Source organism: Enterococcus sp. 5B3_DIV0040 (assembly GCF_002140755.1).
GTDB classification, from domain to species: Bacteria; Bacillota; Bacilli; order Lactobacillales; family Enterococcaceae; genus Enterococcus_D; species Enterococcus_D casseliflavus.
This window is the reverse complement of record NZ_NGLC01000003.1, coordinates 111,446-130,161: the sequence shown is the minus strand read 5'-3', so window position 1 is coordinate 130,161 and position 18,716 is coordinate 111,446. Positions and strand designations below refer to the sequence as shown.

The following is an 18,716-nucleotide window of genomic DNA, read 5'->3' as shown; positions in this document are numbered from 1 at the left end:
TAATAGAAAAAGGCAAAACTGGTAATCAGCTTTGCCTTTAAAACAAGAATTTTATTTGAACAGCTTTGAAAATGTTTCTTGAATCCATGTCCAAGTTGTCACGCTGCCTGCTTGTGGGATTGCCGGCGCTTCTTCAGCTGGTTTTTCAAATGTGACTGTTTGTTCCTTATTTTGTAAATCAAAGTGATCATTTACAAGTTCTGTAAGATCCTCGTCACTATACACCATGTGGGTAGCGACCAACTCGTCTCCGTCTTTCATGGTGTTTGCTGGGATCGTTACATCAAAGAGAAGTTCCTGTTCTTCTTCTCCTGTTGAAACAAAGGAAGAAATCACAGTATCAACCACTTCTTCTGTTTCTACATTGATAAATTGTGTCACAACAAAGTACTCATGGCCTTCTTTGCCGCCTAAAGCCCAAGCATAATCCGTTAATTTGTTATCAACGGTCGGATCGACCACTTTTGCTCCTGTTTCTGTTTCCGCAAAAAGTGTTTCGACTTCCAGATCCAAGCGATTGTTTTCAACTTCAATAATAATCGTTTCACCATTATTTTCAGCTGAAATCTCAAAAGCGTACTCTTCGTCATTTTCGTGATACCACTCAAGTGGTTTCGTTTCAACAAGTACATATTGACCGGTTGGTAAATCTTCAATAGCGATTTCACCATTTTCATCGGTGACGTAGGTTCCAATTACCGTCCGCGTTTCGTCCTCTAGCGTCGATTCTTCCTCTTCTGCGTCTTTATCGCCAGGTGTTTCGTCTGGTTCTTCTGCGCTTTCTGAGAGCGTTTCCGGTGCTTCTGGTGCTTCTACTTCAGATTCTTCAGTACCGTCTTCTTCTGGTGCTTGTTCCTCTTCACCTTCAGTTGTTTCGTCTTCTGGTTCTGAATCGATTTGTTTGAACTCCCCAATGCGAATCAAATCAAATTCAACACCTTGTAGTGCTTTTTGATCCATACCGTCCGTCTTGATCACTTTTACATTGGCACGTGCCAGTTTGTTTAAAATCGCGTCGGACTCTTCTTCAGCGTCTTCTTGTTCTGCTTCCCCAGTTTCGTTCGAATCGTTGTCTTGCTCTTCAGAAGCATCAGCGTCTGCTTCTGGTTCTTCTGAATCATTTTCGTTTTCTTGATCAGCTTCAACATCTGTTTCTTCAATGTTTTCGTCTTCTTCAGCTGGTTCTTCTTCATTTGGCTGTTCAGGATCTTCTTCCGACCCTTCCATTTCTGTTTGCTTAGCGGATACATGAATATCATGTGTTTGCTCGTTAGTTTCTGGCTCATAAGTGAAGAAGTATTTCGCTTCATTCAATACGTGATCAGAACCAGCGTCTACTTCTTGAAGGTATAGTTGAATCGTCTGATTTGGCAATTTCAAGCCTTCAAACGCAATAACACCTTCTTCTACGATGGTATAAGCCAACGTCGTGTCGGCTTCTAAAACAGTATCTCCGATCGTCAGTTCTTCTGCCAATCGTAAGGCAAATACTTGGCCATTGTTCGCTGCTTCGACATCGATCACTGCTTGACCTTCTGCCCAATCAACCACTACTTCTTGGTCCTTTTGGCCGTAAATATTGATATCCTGCAAGAAGTTCTCTACTTCTAGATTGCTTGAAGTGATTTCTAGTGCTTGTCCGGCATATTCGATTTCAAAAGGAATTGGATCTTCCAATAAGACGACCCCTTTTGGCGCACCCACTTCAATTAACTCATATTTTCCGATATAGAGAATTGGATCAGTAACGAAACGTCCTTCTTCATCAGTCGTCCAAACAAGATCCTCGCCATCTTCTTGTAAGAACTCGTTAGCTGGATAACGAACCGTGTTGTCTCCTGTAACGATATCTTCCGTTGGGCGAATCTTAAACTCAAAGCCGACGCCTGCATGTTGCTCAAAATCAAATTGGCTGTACTCGCCATGTTCGCTTTCTTGTGTTGAAATGGACACATTCGTTTCGACCGTTTTGTTTACTTCGACTTGACCCATTTGGTTTTTGTTCGTGATCACTACAACTACAACACCGTCTTCTTCTTCGCCGGTCACTTCGAAATAAGCGGGTTCATCAGCTAATACATAGCCCGTAGGTGCTTCGACCTCAACGGCTTTATATTTGCCAAACGCAAACCATGTAGGAAGTTGTAAGACACCTTGTTCATTGGTATAAAACACTGAATGTTCGACACCTTCAAAGTCCTTCATTTTCAATTGTTCTCCGGTCGTTTCTGAATATATTTCAAATCCAGCACGGTCACGAACGATTTCTTTGCCCGTTTCCTCATCTACTTTCACAAACCGAATCTGCGCTTCTTTCACTTTGTTTTCAATCACATAGTGGAAGTTTTGACCATGTTCTGTGATCGTAACATAGAAATCTTTGATTCCATGGTACCCTGTCGGTACTTTAGTTTCTGAAACGCGATACGTGCCGTACGGTAGTGCATCAAATTTTACATGGCCAGTTGCATCCGTCACCTTTCGTGCGACTTCTTCTTTGTTTCCAAAGTCTTGATACACCGTAAACTCAACGCCTTCTAATACCAGGGGTTGATCTGATTCGTCTTTTCCTGTGATCCAGTTCCAAGCGTTATTCCACCAGCTGTAGTTACCGATTTTGATTAAGTCAAAACCGCCAGTGATCACTTGATTTTCTTTTGTAGCATTTGCTTCAACTGCGATTTCAGCAGTTTGTCCGGCATAAGCGATCGTGAAAGGTACTGGTGTATCATCAAGCACGTATCCTTCAGGGGCTTCGACCTCAACAAAGTAATAGTTATCTAAAAGAAGATCACGAACGGTAAGCTCACCGTTTGCGTCTGTCGTATAGGTGCCTAGTTTTTCATCATCTGACGTACGGAACAAATCAAACTTTGCGCCTTCAAACGTTGCTTCCCCTTGTGGGACGTCATTTGTTTCTTTGTCACGTTTCTTCAAGACAACATTGCCTTTTTGTTCTTTATTTTCAATTGCTTGATCAACGTTTGTGATTTCCACTGTTTGTCCGGCATACTCAATTTCCACCGTCCATGTTTCTGTGTTCAGCACAAAGCCTTCAGACGCTTCGATTTCCTTCACTGTGTAGGTGCCTAAAGGCAAGTTTCTGCTTTTAGCAGTTCCTTTGGCATCTGTCGTGATCGTATCTACTAAGTTACCATTGATATCTGTACCTTCGTAAATCTCAAAGACATTTCCTGCTAAAGTATAGTTACCATTTGGCATATCTTTATCAAACTCGACACCGGATTTATCAATCGTGATCGTTCCTAGCTGCGCGCGATTATCAAACGTCGCTGTGGTCGTTTCATTCGCGCGAATCATGATTTTTTGCGGTGTTTTATTTAAGACATACCCTGTTGGGGCTTTGATTTCCTCCATCGTTACTTCTGTGTCATGCATCAAATCACGCCATTCAGCGATTCCTTGTGCATTGGTCGTAAATTCTCTGGATTGGTTGTCACTTGTAGTAAAGCGGAAAACAGCACCAGCTAATGCTTCTCCTGTTGTTTCATCTACTTTTTGAACTCGTGCATGCCCTTCTTTTAAGACTTCAATGTTTAAATGGGCCGAAAGTGGGTCATATAAATATAGTCTTGCCAGGTCTTGTGCAGATCCATGCGTATAAGCATACGCGGTACCGACTCCGGACTCACCGCTTCCATGCTTATTTAGCTGAACAGCTCCCTCAGTGTTTGAGCTAGCTGTGGCGGTGATTAATAGATCATTACCACTTTTTTCTACTATAACCCCCGCTGTATTCGCACGTACTTCACCATTCCAAGAAGCGAAGCGATTTGTTGTATCAGGAATTCTTACTGTTTCGCCAACTTTTACTTGGATTTTTGTGTTATGCCATGACGGACGTAAGCTGTAATTCGAAATAGCTGTATTAACAGTATTTTTGAACGTGTTGTATTTCGACATACCGAAGACACCGTAATTAATGAAGCTACCACCCAATTCATCCCAAATCATCATTTGAGTGAGGGCGTAATTCTCCATACTGCGTTGGCTGTAATAACCAAAATAACCAATCAGACTCATTCGGAAACTATTACTTCCCTGTATCGCCGTTAGATCGGCTCTTGCTTCATAATTGATGCCTGCTTCAGTAAACACACCTTCTTGAATACAAAATACATCTTCGCCATCAATCTGCCAACGAATGATAATATCATGCGTATACCATGTGCCATCAGGTGTGTATCTCGCTACATTTGCAGTCATTCGACCGTTTTCTGACAAGCGATAAGTAGTACTTCTCGCAAAACTTTCCCTTTTCAGGGCTTGCCATTCTTTTGACTGTTCAGCCAGCTCTTCTTGTTCTGAGTACGAACCAAGTGAATGTAAATCTTTTTCACCTATAAAGAATTCTTTCATGTCTTCAGGAGCTTCTCTTACTTCAACATTTGGTCCATCATTTGCCTTTTGGCTCTCCCCAGTTTTTATTGGTTCGACAAAGTCTTTATTGTCTGCATCTGTGACACTTTGTTTTTCGTTATTCTGATCACTACTTTTGTTTTGATTTTCAAATTCTTTGGTTTCTTTATTATCAGTTGAACTCTCTGAAATACAGTCAACAACCGATTCTGCGAAAATCTCCACTGGTAAACTCGTAGTAAGCACAAATGCTATGAAAAACAAACTGATTATCTTTCGCCATTTCTTTATTTTCATAATATCCCCCTAAAAAAAAGACTAATGATTTCTCATTCGTCTTAATTAAAATTATTCTATCTGACTAGACTACCTAATTTAGTATGGACTAATCTCCTTCAAAAAATTAAATTTTCAATTCTATTCTTCATACCTTCAGCAAAATACCTCAAAAAATATTCGGAGTTTCTACAGTTATGCTGAGTATAGTCGAGCTGCTTCTCAAAAACTTCTCTAAACAAGATTTCTAATGACGTTTTACCATATAAATGCATATGAGCTGTTAATTTTTCATTACCATGGTCACGTTCAAAAAGTAATAATTGCCAACAGTTGTCTAAAGAGTTGATAATTTGATACTCTACCTCTGTACTACACTTTTTTTCCGACAACAATCGTTGAGCATATTTCCGAATAACAGAATTATTACCTAATAATCTTTCACTTTCTCTTTTTAAGTTCTCTTCGTCTTTTTTTATATTATTATTTTTGTTTATATTAATATCATTAGGATCGTTTTTGCCGACTTTAAGAAGTCTGTTAACCCTATTTCTAGAAATCGGTTTTTCCGTCTTCCCAGTTTCATCAAAGATTTCTTGGAAGTCTGCTTTTCCGACTTCCTTAGTTAACAAACAGCTTTTACCATCATCGTACTTCTGAATTAAAGAAATTCGATACTTTTTCAGAAAATATTTGATATTACCAATATCACAATGAAAGTTTTGTGCTAAGCCCAGAATGCAGTTATTCTCAAATTCCTCAAAACATTCACTTTGACAAACTTTCTCGTTCTCAATAATTCTTCTATCGATTTCCTTTATCATTAATGATTTAGAAATAAATTTTCGTATATCTGTGTTTAAATCAATTAGATGCAAATAAGTTTTATTTACTAGATTTCTCCCTTGCCTTTTTTCAGATAGAAGATCAAATGCTATTAGCTCTTTTTTTATTTTTATAGTCTTATCTCTTCCCCATCCCATAAAAAAACACACTTCATCTATGGAAAAAAGAAAGTAAATATCACCATTTACATCTGTCCATTTATTTTGGATTGAGATCTCTGCTCTGTCCTGATAGACTGCGTAAAGTAATTTTGCATCGGAAGTTAATTTTTCATACTTTTTTCCTTGAATCAATAGTTTGGGAACTCTATAAAAATTTCCCTGCTGATAAACTGATATATTGAGTTTTCTTTCCAATTTCTTTTATCACCTATCTTTATTCCTACATACTGGTTAATAGCTAAATATAATGATGTTTTTTAAAAAAAACTTTTTTTGTTAGAATCGTTTTCCATCATGCCAACAATTTTCTTGTTTATTTCTGTATTTCTTCTTTTACTCTTTATATTTATGTTTATTAACTAGTATTAAAACAAACCTAAAAGCCTTGGTATACCTAATAAAATTCAACACATCCAAAGCATTTTCAAACTAAATAAAACTATTAATTATTTAACTCTTAATCAGCGGGTCGCGGGTTCGAACCCCTCACGGCCCATTGGGTGCCAAACCCACGGAACAGGTAAATGTTGGTGCGAAAGCATTTCGAAAACATTTATGCTGTTCCATTTTTTTGTTTATTTTTATTATCTTGAAAAGATGCACAAGGGTTTTCTTCTTCACTGTTGATCGTTCGGAAGATTACATGACTATCTTTAACACTCATCTCTATCCCCCAAAAACACTTCGCTTCTAAGTAGTTCAGCTATGTTCTTTTCAAGAATCAAAATAATTCGGTCTAACTTCTTAGGAAGAACGCCCACTTTTCAGACGTCTTTCAACGATAGATTGCTGCCATTTTTTACAAATATTAGAAACCTTTTGATTCAGCCTCCCTCTTTTTCCCGTTAACTTTAAACTAACTTAATTGCACTTCGTTAGTTTATTATCATCCAGAAGGTATTAGATTTTAGTAACTGTTTAAGTCCTTTCAAATTCTTTCCCTTTTTCTTTTCTTTTCTTTTTGCTCCTCCAATAAATACCAAAAAAGCGTTCCATCAACATTTGGTTAACGAAACGCTCTATACATTGTTAAATTAAGAATTCAGGTGTTCTTCATTTATGGTGTTTAAGAATAGATCACTTTTTCTTATTCAGATAGCTTCCCTATCCACTCCATAGAAACATTATATTTCAGTGTTCTTTTGGGTTATCTTTCTATCAATCCTCTTCCTCTTGGTTTTCTGTCAGTATTCAAATTGGCGATAGTAGCGCCGAATTTCCATTGGGTGACAATTCATTTGTTCGACATAGGCATCAATGCGCTGCGTCACACAATGCATCAATAAGTGCGATAACACTCGGCCGCGATATTTTTCACTGATTCCTGAAATAGGATAGTCCTTGGTATCGATCAATGTATAGTTTCCACAAATCCTTGGCAATAATTTAGCAACTCTTTCTGATAATGGGCGCTGCTCGTCTTCTCCCAAAAACACTGTGACAGGTGTGGTTTCGTCAACGATTTCTAAGGTTCCGTGAAGAAACTCAGCAGCATGGATCGATTTTGAACGCAACCAGCTTTGTTCTTCCCAGTAGCACATGGCGTAAGAATAGACTGCACCCCATTGATTTCCTGCACCGATGAAATAATGCATCGCATCATGACGATGCTGCTCCGCAAACGCTCGCCCAAATTCATCCGCCTGTTTCTCGGCCTCCACTAATCCTTTCGCTAAATATTGATCCAATTCTTGATAGTAGGCGTCGTAATCAGGAAAATCTCCGTGATTTTTCATTAACCGATCTGCCACCATAAAAAATTTAATTTGTTCTGTTCCTGGTGCAGGATACGTAATGACATGGTCACATTGTTCTGCTAAGATACTGCCTTTTGTATCAATAAATCCTAATAATGTCGCTCCTACTTTTTTGATTTCTGCGACAGCTTTTACCACTTCTTGTGTGGTTCCGGTAACAGAGGACAAGATGACTAATGAGTCTTTCGTCAATCGACGGTTGCCGGTTGTATAGTATTCTGCCGCATGTTGGACATAAACTGGTAAATCGCTTTTTCCATTGATGTAAGTAACTGCTTGCATGGCCGAAGCATAGGTACCGCCAATTCCTAGATAATAGATCGCATCAAAGCCTTTTTCGTCAAGGGCATCGACTAATTTTTCAATTTCTGGACGTAGATCTAACATTCCTTGAATATCGTCAATTTGTTGTTGTTCATTAAATTTCAGCATCTTTTCCACCTCTAAATTTTACTTTTTAGCACTTGATCAAAGTCATCAAAAATACGTTTACTCAAATTGATCCCTTTAGCAGCAGCCCCGAGATAGGAGAAAATTTGGAACGGAATAACTAAGAGCAAAGAAGAAAACGTTTCTTCACATGCAACATCCAGCCCAAGTGTATCGGAATTTTTTGCCGTTGCTGTGGTAATCGTATAAGCTTTTCCCACATAAGAAGCGATATAATCATGCAATAGTTGGGATCTTGATTGATTTAGACTAGGAGCTTCAATAAAGAAAAGCACATGTTCATGGTTTGCTTCAAGATATGGTCCGTGCATATATGCTTCCAATTCAAATCCTTGAGAAGGGACTCGTAGGGTTTCGGTAAACTTCGTTTCAAATTCTTTAGCGGTTCCCCAGTTTGGTCCATAACCGACTGCTACAAAACGGTTCGCTAATTTAAAAATACTTGCGTTTTTCTCAAAAAAATCAATTGTTTTATCGATAACTTGAGGAATGGCCTCGATCATCTCCCCTAACTGACTTTTGATAGTCGACACTTGGTCGTCGGATAATATACCTTTGCTGTAACCAATAGATACCCCTATTAAATAGAGTTGCAATACCGTTGCTACATATCCTTTTGTCACGAATCCAACGGTCTCGATCCCAGTTCCTAGATCAATGCTTTCGTTAACTTTTTGAGCAAGGGGACTTTCGGGATCACTGCTTAAACCGATCGTATAAATATCTTGCTTGGACAACTGCGCCACTGCATCTATCGTAGAAGCACTTTTTCCGCTTTGCGAAACCGCCAAAACTGTCTCGATTTCTTTAGAAAGATGGCCGTAATGATTAAAGTGGTATGGTTCTTCAATCGTGACAGTGATCTGCGCTAATTTCTCCATTGCATACTTTGCTGCTAAACAGGCATTGGCAGAAGAGCCCGTTGCCAAAATCAATAAATTCTCGATTGCAGCTCTTTTTTCTTCTTTTTTAGGAACAAACCCCTGCAAGATCTCAACTAACGTTGCTTGCTCTTCTTGTATATAATCCATCATCGTTGCCACAACAATTCCTCCTTAAAAAAGTCCAATCAAGGATCCTAAAATACCTACGACTGCTAGTCCCAGCAGAATAATCAGCGGTTTGACTTCTTTTTTCAAAAGATAAAAGACAGCACCAAATGCACCCAATGACAAAATTTTCGGAACGATATCATCAAAGATGCTTTGAACTGTAACTGCATTCTCCCCTGAACCAATCTGCAACGGAATGTTGATATCGATCATCGTAGCGGTCATTCCACCTACGACCATCAACCCAATGATGGCAGCCCCATAGGTTAAGCTTTCCATCAAACCGTTTTCCTGAATTTTCTTTAAAAATCCTGTCCCAAGTTTATAACCCCAACCAGTCGCAAAATAGCGAAATAGTAGATGAGGCACATTAAAAATCAGCAGAAACAGAATAGGACCTAGGATATTTCCTTGTAATGCCAATGAAGTTCCTACCCCAGTAGCAATTAGCCGCAACGTTCCCCAAAAGAAGGAATCACCGATTCCCGCTAAAGGTCCCATCAAAGAGGTCTTGATGTTTTCGATTGCTGAAGAATCAAAATTGGGATCACTGACATTTTCTTCTTCCATCGCCGCATTGATTCCTAAAATAAGCGTGACGATATGCGGGGTCGTGTTGAAAAATTCCAGGTGCCGTTTCAACGCATCGGCCATCGATTCTTTTGTTTTGTAGAGTTTCTTTAAAATCGGAATCATTGCATAGACATAAGCTAGGTTCATCTGCCGCTCATAGTTCCATGAGAACTCCATTTGAAACGAACGCCAGAAGACACGATTCAACTCTTTTTTAGTAATTTCTGGTTTCTCATTAGAAGTCTTCATCATCATCTAATACCTCCCCTGAAGTCATTTGAACAGATTGCCCTTGTCCGCGAAAGTTTCTCAAGTTAACAACTACAACAGCTGTTATCGCACCAAAAATTGCAATCCCTGTAACAGGAATCTCTAAATAAGCTGCTAATGCAAACCCTAAAAAGAAATAAGGAGCAACTTGTTTGTTAATCAGTAATCTAGCCAACATGGCAAACCCTAGGGCTGGGATCAAGCCAGTTGCGACTGATAATCCATTCTGTACAAAGGACGGAATCATCTCTAACAACTTACTCATCGTATTGCTGCCCACCATGAAGGAAATCGTCACTACAAGGGCTAACATCAAAGACAAGCCAAAACCGGCTAATAAGTGCATTCGTTCCACACCTTTGTAGTTCCCCTCTGTCGCGTATAAATCAGCTTTTTGATTCATCATAGGGATAAGCAGTCCTAAGTATACATTTTTCAGAATCAGCGTTAATGTTGCGATTGGAAGTCCTAATAGTAAAGCCGTCTCCGTTCCTGCTCCTGCTGTAATTGCGAATGCTGTGCCAAGAATTCCTCCTGTTACAACATCTGGCGGAATAGAAGCACCTACAGAAAACGAACCAATAAAAGCTAATTCCAGTGTAGCCCCCATAATAATTCCTGTGCTTATGTCCCCTAATACGATTCCTGTAAACAACCCTGTGACAATCGGACGCGACAGTAATGACGTCCCTAATGCGTATTCAGACTGCGCAATAAATGCAACAATTCCAAGTAATATTGCTTGCAGCATCTCTTTTGCTCCTTTCTCTATAAAACATCTTCAACAGCGACTTTTTTATCCGAAGGTACTTGACGGATATCGACAGCGATTCCTTTAGCGACCATTTTCTTGAGAAGTTCTTCTTCTTCTGGTAATACATTGACTGCTTTGCCAATATTTTTAGAGCCTTCTTTGGCTTTGATTCCACCTAGATTGATTTCGTCGATCTCTGGATAGTTTTCTGCTAACTTATACGCATCTTTGATGGAATCAACTACGATGAATAATTTGTATTTATCCGTCACACCACTTTGTAGGGCATGAATTGAATCCTCAATTGATTTGATCACCAGTTTTACGCCTTGCGGTTTTGCTAATTTGATTGTTGTTTTACGTATGTCGTTTGTTGGCACATCGTCATTGGCAATCAAAATGCAGTCCGCGCCTAAATTTTGTGTCCAAGAAAATGCGACCTGCCCGTGTAATAGTCGATGGTCGACTCGTGTCAAAATAATCATATCGTCCCTCCTAAAATTCTTCTTCTTCGATTTCTTTTGCTGCACTATCATTGCAAAATTGGATCATATTTTTGGAATTTGCCAACGTTTGGCGGATCGTTTCTGAGATTACACCTCCTCCATTAAGTTGTGTCGTCAATTCAATCAACAATGGCAAATTCAAACCTGCGATTAAATAAAAATTGGGTTGTTTGATGTAACGTAAAAATTCATTGTTTACGCTGCCGCCAAAAATATCTGTGATAACGATCATTTCATGCTCTTTATATGTTTCCATCAATGTATCCACAGTTACCGTTAGATCAAATGCTTCATGAACGTAACAGTCAATGGCAATAACTGATTGTTTATTTCCGCAAATAAGCTCTAACGAATGTAAGATTCCTGATGCAAATCGCCCGTGTGATGCTAAAATAACGATTTGTTTCACTGCTTTCACCTCACTTTGCTCCAAGTTACACCTTACTAAATGCAAAAAGCGTGCCAAAATAGCGGCACGCTTTTCTTATCGCTTAAAAATCTGCTTCATCCATTGAGGAATCCGTATTTCCGAATAAAACATCGTAGATATAACAAACTTCAGATTCAGGTATTCCGACACTGTAAACCTTTTCAATGACACTAAACGCTTTTTTGATCTCATTCAGCTGCTTTTCATGACACTGGAGTAATGTGTCGCTGGCATGATAATGCTCAATGGCTTCGTTTCGAATAAGACGTTCAATTAAGCAACTCGTATGGACAAACAACGCAAGTTTGCGATCATTGGCGATCCGCTGCTGCAGCATGCGCTCCAGTTCCCCCACAAACAATTCCATTTGGGAAATCACTTTTTCAGTGTCTAGAATCGTCACTGATTGAATGACTCGATCCAAAGAAAAGTTTCTTACTAATTGATTGTTCACGTATGCGATCATCTCTTCATCCAATTCTTCCTTCAACCAACTTAACAGTTTCTCTGTTCCAGCACCCGAAATCAGTTCTTCTAAAGAAATAAAGGGAGCCAGCTCTTGGCGAGGTCTATTGGTTCCCACAACACCAACAATGTCATAGGAAGTCAATGTCTGCTTCACCTGTTCACTATTTTCCAAATGGTTGAATTCATAAGGAAGAATCCGAATCTTCAACTGATCAGGAATACTCTTCTCTAATAAATTTGAGATTTGTACGGCGGTTCCAAGACCTGTTGAACAAGTTGTAATAACAACTTTCTCTTTTTTCAATTTCGGAAGAATGATTTCCCATTCGTTTTGGTGGTAATCACTTACCCGTTCTGGAATCTCCCTAAACGAAATCTTCTGCTGAATACATTCTCCAACAGCGATGGCTACACTTGTCGTTACATTGTTCATCATGACGATCGGTACCGTCAATTCTGGAATATATTGATAGACTTCTTTCAAAGAACCCATGTCGAATAAGACAACGAGTCCATTAGATACATCGTTTTTCTGAATATATGCGGTGACCCTTTCCGCAATTTGCTTAGGAGTGACCTCTAAGGGCATATCGAAAGACTGAAAAACCGATTCATTCAGTAAGCGGTTGGCGACGTTTGCGATACTGCTGGCGGTTGCATAGCCATGGGCCACTATGATGCTTCGTGGAAGCAGCGATTCTTTGGAATACCCCATATCATTGATATAAAGCGTAAAAATGATTCGGTCCATACTCGTTAGCTCAATATCCAATGCGTTTTGCACTAAGCCTATCAGATTTTCGGTGTAGCGATCACTTGTAGAATAATGCTTCTTAACACTTTTCAACAGGTTTTCTGTCAATAAAAGTTTATCTTGATCATCTGGCAGCCACTCCACATTCCTGCGCAACCACAAATAATAACTAATCGTATAAACCATACTGCCGTTAAAGCTGATTTGGAAAGAATGCTCGATTTGCTCCATCATTCGCTGGACATGCTCTGTCACAAAAATCATTGTCCGCTGCTTTTGTTCCTGCTTATGGTCAAACAATAAATTTTCAAACAGTCTTTCAATCACTTTAGAAATAGGCGAGGCAGCTGCTGAAAAGTCCTGTCCCGCTTGGACATAATTGAGCAAGATCTGTTCATACGTTTGAATGATCTTTTGCTGTTCTGGCTCACTTTCCGCAGTCAGCTGCTGAATTTGAGTTTGTCCATCAATAAGGATCGGCTGCATCATCGCTAATTCATTGGGTTCCTCTGTCAATTGCAATAACTGTTCTGGTAAATGATACACAGTGACCGCTATTTTTTTTACTTCCCGTTTTAGACTGGCTGTATAGCTTTTGGCTGTAATAATTTTGATCGTACTTTTCAATTCGCCGACATTCCCAGAAAAATGACTAGTCGTTAATATTTCGATCACTTGGGGCGAGAGCTCCAATGGTAAGCCGATGCGTTTTTGCTCGTCAAAGAATGCTTGCAAGATCAGCTGTTTCCGTTCGGAAATTGTCCGTTCTTCCAAAGCGGGCAGTGTTGCTTGAATCGGGATTCGTCGCAAAAAGGTTGTTAGAAATGTTTGTTTCAGATCTTCGGTTGTTGCAAACACTAGCCGACAATCCAATGGGATCGACCGCCCCGTATCCCCCATTCGATAAATGACGCCTTGGTCTAGAAAAGTGAATAATTTTTCCTGACCTTCTGCATTCAGTCGATGAACTTCATCGAGGAAGAGGACCCCGCCGTTTGCTGCTTCAAATGCACCGCCACGATCTTCTTCTGCCCCAGTGAAGGCACCTTTCACATGTCCAAATAAATTGCTCGTCAATAACTCTTGATTGTTGGCATACTGCGCGCAATTGATCGTGATCAACGGAGCATCGCTGTCTAATAATTCATTTGCCACACAATAATGATGGAACATTTTTACAAGAAAACTCTTCCCAGTTCCACTTTCTCCCGTCAGCAAGAAGGGAAGTCCGCCATTTGGATAGAAAGCTGCCATCTTGATCTGTTCAATGACTTCTGCTAGACTGCCTTTGCTGCCGATCACACTGGAAAAAAAATCTTCTTTTTGATCAAAAAAGGGCTTTTCTGCCGCCACAGCAGCCAGACTATCATATACGTTTTTTGTTAAAGGATAATTTTGGATTTCAAATGCCTGCTTATGGAAAAAATACACTGGCCGGGTCGCAATTTTGACTAGTCGACCTTCTTCCGTTAACTGATTTAAATAGTGACTGATCGTGTTTCTCTTGACTGAAAACTTCTCAGCAATATCCTTCGCAGTAAAGACATCGCTTACATTTTCGGTAGAGAAAAAAGCTGTTTGATTTTGTAAGTAAGCAAGTAATTGTTCCTTCATCGCCGTTCTCCTTGTCCTCTTTATCTGATTATCATATCTTAAAAAGATCAGAGAAGCTAGACAACTTGTAGTAGATTGATCGTTTTTTCAAAACACGCAAAAAGCAGCATCCTAAGTAATGGCTGCCGCTTTTTATTTTTTATAAATAATACTTCTACGACCAATAGATAATATTTCTATCATTCGTTCTGATTCATTTCTATTTGCTAAAAATTATTAATTTCAATATGATTGCGCTATTCACCTCTTTTCTTTCCCCCTAACTCTTTACCATTGTACTAGCAGAGGCTCGTAGTCCCGCCAAATCAGAATGCTTTCAAATCAAATGTGATGTTGTCATTGTTCTTTAAAAACAAAGCTTGTGCCCCTTTATCGGTCATTTCGTCATTGACGGTATAGACCCAAAATAGATTGGCTTTTTGATCTTGACTGATGCCGTCAATAGAGGTGATAAAGCCATCTTTTTCTTTGATCGCAAAGTTTTCTTTCATTACTTCCAGCAGCGACTCATTTTCTCGGAACGTTACTTCTTTTGAGGTCACAGCTTCTTGATTTTGGATGACGATCGTAGCTGTTCCTTGTTCTTGCTTCAAGGAACTTTGCTGCGTGCTTTCTGGCGTTACACTTGCCTGTTGGCATCCTGTAGCGACAAGTAGTGTGCTCACTAGCATGAATACGACAAATACTTTTTTCATCTATTTCTTCCTCTCCAATAGTCAAAATACTAATCGTTTTTCTATCCAGTATGCGGATAAGAGTTATTTTATCAATCTCGTTTTTTCTTAGAGCCCGCATTTTAATTGGATTTTACAGTTTGTGCAGGTACTGCAGCCGCCGATTTCCTCAATGGTTCCCTCATGGCAGATGGGACAGATTTCACCAGAGGCGACGGGTTCATCTACTTGAACGACAGACAGCGGTTCAACTTGTGCGGTCAGCTCATTTTCAACCGCTTCTAAGGTAAGTACTTGTGAATCTCGGCTGCCGTCTACATAGACGGTCCCTCCTTTGGCTCCTCCTTCATAAAGATCTCGATAAACCTTGGCTACTTGGCTTACTGTATATCCTTTTGGTGCATTGACCGTTTTTGAAATGGAGCTATCCACCCAGCGTTGTATGGTACATTGCACACCGACATGCTCTTCGGGCGTCAACTCCATAGCGGAAATGAACCATGCCGGCAACTCCGCTTTGGTTCGTTCAGGATGATCCATCAGGTATTCGTCAACGATTTCCGCATTGATTTCAATAAACTTACCTAGTCGACCGCTTCTAAAATAAGAAAAGGAGTAGTAAGGTTCTAAACCAGTTGAAACTCCCGTCATCGTGCCTGTCGATCCTGTTGGCGCAACAGTCAAAAGATGAGAGTTGCGAATACCGAATCGCAGCACGCCTTCGCGGATGTGCGCTGGCATTTTTTTCATGTATCCTGTATCGATAAATTTCTTCCGCAACGCTTGCGTCTCTTGGTCATTTTTTCCAATCAGGAAGGGAAAGCTGCCTTTTTCTTTCGCCAATTCAATGGATGCCTCATAGGCAGTGACTGCCATTGCCTCGAAAATTTGATCAACGAATTGATTTCCTTCTGCCGATCCGTATTTTTTCCCGCAGTAGATCAATAAATCTGCCAAGCCCATGATCCCTAATCCAACACGTCTTTCCCCTTTCGCCTGCTGCTCATTTTTGTCAAAAAAGTAAGGCGTTACGTCAATAACATTGTCTTGGAAACGAACCGCTGTTTTCACGGTTTCTTTTAGTTTGGCAAAATCAACGGTGCCCTTTTGGTGATCCGCCATGTTTGCGAGATTGATGGCTGCCAAGTTACAGACCGCATAAGGGGTTAGGGGCTGTTCACCGCACGGATTGGTTGCCACGACTTTTTGTCCGTATGCTGTAGCATTCGTCATCTTGTTGGCATTATCGATAAAGAAAATACCTGGCTCAGCAGAATACGTTGCACAAAAAGTAATCAACTCCCATAACTCACGAGCTTTGATCCTTTGATAGGTTTTGACTTTATGACCAGCAGCTGCCCATTCTCGCACATCCCCGACTTCAGCCCACTTTGCATCATATTGCGCCATCTCTGCTTCTGAATAATTGTCGATATCTGGAAAGCGTAGCTCATACCACCCATCTGTCTTCACTGCTTCCATGAATTCTTCTGTCAAGCAGACTGAGATATTCGCGCCAGTTAAGAAATCACTTTCTTTCACCGTATAGCTGCCACCTATGCGCAATTTTTCTTTTGCCTTTTGGATCATGTCATTATGTTCCTTATCTGACGATTCAGGCAGTTGTGCTAGATAAGTGAACATTCTTTCTTCCATTTTTGTCAGAGGGTCAAATTGCAGTTTTTCATTGATCAGTTGTTTGATCGTCGCATTTGTGATTGTTTTTTTTAGGTGAAGCAATACAGCAGGATTTTGAATTTTAGAAAGAATAAACGCAAAAATATCTGGATGCCAATCTGCCATCATAATCATCTGCGCTCCACGGCGGCTACCTCCTTGTTCGACAAGGTTCGTCAAGTTTGCCAAATCATTCAACCAAGAAACTGCCCCAGAAGACCGACCACTGACACCGTGGACCACACTTGATTTTGGTCGCAAGGTCGACCCATTGGTTCCGACCCCGCCACCTCGACTCATGATTTCCATAACTTCTTGTCGATGAACAGCAATCCCTTTTCGGGAATCATGGATGAAAGGCATCACAAAGCAATTGAAGTAGGTAACTTGAGAATTTGTTCCTGCTCCATAAAGTACTCTGCCTGCGGGAATTAGGTTTTGCGCTACGATTTGTTGGTAAAACGCCTCGAAGAAGCGCTCCTGGTCATGGGACTCGTTGGCAGAAATCCCTTTGGCTACACGATGCGCCACTTGCTCAAAAAAGAGTTCTAATGGTTTTTCAATGTCACTTTTTCTTCTTTTAACAAGTCCATTTGCTTGTTCATCAATATCTTCTAACGCTGAGCGATAGGCCTCTTCCACTTCGATAGAGACTAGTTCCCCATCGATTGCTTTCACAACACCGATTCCTCTTGCAGGATATTTAGGATCAGCTTTCGTTGTCAAAATCACCAAATCATCCTTACGCAATGTATGATGGGTTTGATCCTTGTATGAATAACGATCCAGCATAATCAAACGAGCGATTCCCTCAAATGTTTGGGTCATTTCTGGTGTAATCGCCGAAACTTCTTGGAACAACTTGATATCCTCGTTCAAATTCTCAATCGTTTGTTTTTTGTATTCCATTTCTTTCCCTCGCCTTCTAAAACACAACATATTGTGCTCGTTTTTAATTATCGTACTATATAATGTGTATTTCAATCTTGAATTTTATTATTTTCCATGTATAATGAGAATGATTATCAATTAGAAAGACGGCGATTCTCATGCTTCCTCCCCAAACCAAGATATTTTCCATCCAAAGAATTTCTCATTTAGCACTGATCACTGCGGCTTGTATCGTTGGACGGTTAGTTTTTGTCTTTATCCCTAACATTCAGCCTATGAGTGCCCTTTTATTTTTAATGGCTTTTTCTTACCGTTTATCTGATGCGTTGATGATTGCCTTATTAAGTTTGCTCGGAACAAATATCTATCTAGGCATGGGTCCCTGGACGATCAGTCAATTGGCTGCACTTACTGTCACCATCGTTCTTTTTCATCAGATTGGAAAAATACCGATCATCAAGAAAAACCGCTTCTTGCAAGCTTTCTTTGCCTTTCTTTGCGGACTTCTTTATGGCTTGATCGTTTCGTTGATGGAGGTTTGGCTTTATCAGTTTCCTTCGTTTCTTGCCTATTACCTTCAAGGACTACTGTTCGATTTCTTCCATGCCAGTGGAAACTTCGTCTTTTATCTGCTTTTATCGCCAGTATTTGAGCGAATAACACCCACTTCCTATAAATTGGCGAAAAAAAACGAGTGATTTCGATGGAACGAAGCATTCGGCTAACTTTGATTTCGTGTTTCTTTGAAAGAATGTTCGCGTAAAATTTTTCTTAGAAAACCAAAAAAACTACGACTACTCTCCTACTTACTTTGCTTAAAAACTATCCAAAAAGCACCAGCGAAAAGCCTTTCGAAAGGGTTTCTTCCATCTTTATGCGTCCATCCATTTAAATGAAACGATTCCTCTTTCATCCATGCCCTTGACCGAATGTAGTTGGATTCCTTTCAGATTATTAATGAATGATGATGTTTGCTTTTGCTATCATCAGAAATTTATTATTTTTTTTAAATAACAATTTAATTTTTCTTGACCAAAAGAATTCAGAGGTTTATCCTAACTATGGAAAATCAACGACTGGATAAAAAAGAAGCAAGTGAAATTTTTTATTCAATTTGACCTTTGACATTTGTGAAAAAGTGCATAAGAAACTTGATCGTGATCAAGCGCTTATGGAAAGAAAT

12 protein-coding genes are annotated in these 18,716 nt (G+C 39.8%); 1 reads left to right on the top strand and 11 read right to left on the bottom strand.

All coding sequences use genetic code 11. The features are described 5' to 3' along the window. Positions 1–51: 51 nt before the first annotated feature. The 11 genes from A5883_RS17805 to A5883_RS17755 form a co-directional block, all read right to left on the bottom strand. Positions 52–4,677 (bottom strand): SpaA isopeptide-forming pilin-related protein, encoded by a 4,626-nt coding sequence (locus A5883_RS17805; protein WP_086339222.1) that lies wholly within the window; start codon positions 4,675–4,677, stop codon positions 52–54. 98 nt (positions 4,678–4,775) lie between these two features. Continuing rightward, entirely contained in the window at positions 4,776–5,858 is a 1,083-nt protein-coding gene (locus A5883_RS17800) for a replication initiator protein A (RefSeq protein ID WP_086339221.1), read from the bottom strand. A gap of 989 nt (positions 5,859–6,847) precedes the next feature. After that, the gene (locus A5883_RS17795) at positions 6,848–7,852 is read right to left on the bottom strand and encodes an SIS domain-containing protein (protein ID WP_086339220.1); all 1,005 of its coding nucleotides are present in this window, start codon (positions 7,850–7,852) and stop codon (positions 6,848–6,850) included. Positions 7,853–7,863: 11 nt separating this feature from the next. Beyond that, positions 7,864–8,913 (bottom strand): SIS domain-containing protein, encoded by a 1,050-nt coding sequence (locus A5883_RS17790; RefSeq protein WP_086339219.1) that lies wholly within the window; start codon positions 8,911–8,913, stop codon positions 7,864–7,866. 12 nt (positions 8,914–8,925) lie between these two features. Beyond that, positions 8,926–9,744, bottom strand: coding sequence for a PTS system mannose/fructose/sorbose family transporter subunit IID (locus A5883_RS17785; protein ID WP_373193366.1), 819 nt, complete (start codon positions 9,742–9,744; stop codon positions 8,926–8,928). Then, positions 9,731–10,516, bottom strand: coding sequence for a PTS mannose/fructose/sorbose/N-acetylgalactosamine transporter subunit IIC (locus A5883_RS17780; RefSeq protein ID WP_074934984.1), 786 nt, complete (start codon positions 10,514–10,516; stop codon positions 9,731–9,733). Before A5883_RS17780 ends, A5883_RS17785 begins: the two co-directional genes overlap by 14 nt. Positions 10,517–10,533: 17 nt before the next feature. Beyond that, positions 10,534–11,004 (bottom strand): PTS sugar transporter subunit IIB, encoded by a 471-nt coding sequence (locus A5883_RS17775; RefSeq protein ID WP_034858201.1) that lies wholly within the window; start codon positions 11,002–11,004, stop codon positions 10,534–10,536. A 10-nt stretch (positions 11,005–11,014) separates the two neighbouring features. Then, positions 11,015–11,434, bottom strand: coding sequence for a PTS sugar transporter subunit IIA (locus A5883_RS17770; protein ID WP_034858298.1), 420 nt, complete (start codon positions 11,432–11,434; stop codon positions 11,015–11,017). Positions 11,435–11,516: 82 nt separating this feature from the next. Further along, a complete protein-coding gene (locus A5883_RS17765; protein ID WP_086339218.1) occupies positions 11,517–14,291 on the bottom strand; it encodes a sigma 54-interacting transcriptional regulator in 2,775 nt (924 codons plus the stop codon). Positions 14,292–14,596: 305 nt separating this feature from the next. Continuing rightward, on the bottom strand, positions 14,597–14,986 hold the full coding sequence (locus A5883_RS17760) for a DUF4430 domain-containing protein (RefSeq protein WP_086339217.1): 390 nt from the start codon (positions 14,984–14,986) through the stop codon (positions 14,597–14,599). Positions 14,987–15,073: 87 nt separating this feature from the next. Then, a complete protein-coding gene (locus A5883_RS17755; RefSeq protein ID WP_086339216.1) occupies positions 15,074–17,551 on the bottom strand; it encodes a vitamin B12-dependent ribonucleotide reductase in 2,478 nt (825 codons plus the stop codon). A gap of 140 nt (positions 17,552–17,691) precedes the next feature. Here A5883_RS17755 and A5883_RS17750 point away from each other — a divergent pair, with 140 nt between their 5' ends. After that, positions 17,692–18,231: a hypothetical protein gene (locus A5883_RS17750; RefSeq protein ID WP_074934532.1), complete on the top strand. Its 540-nt coding sequence runs from the start codon at positions 17,692–17,694 to the stop codon at positions 18,229–18,231. Positions 18,232–18,716 lie beyond the last annotated feature (485 nt).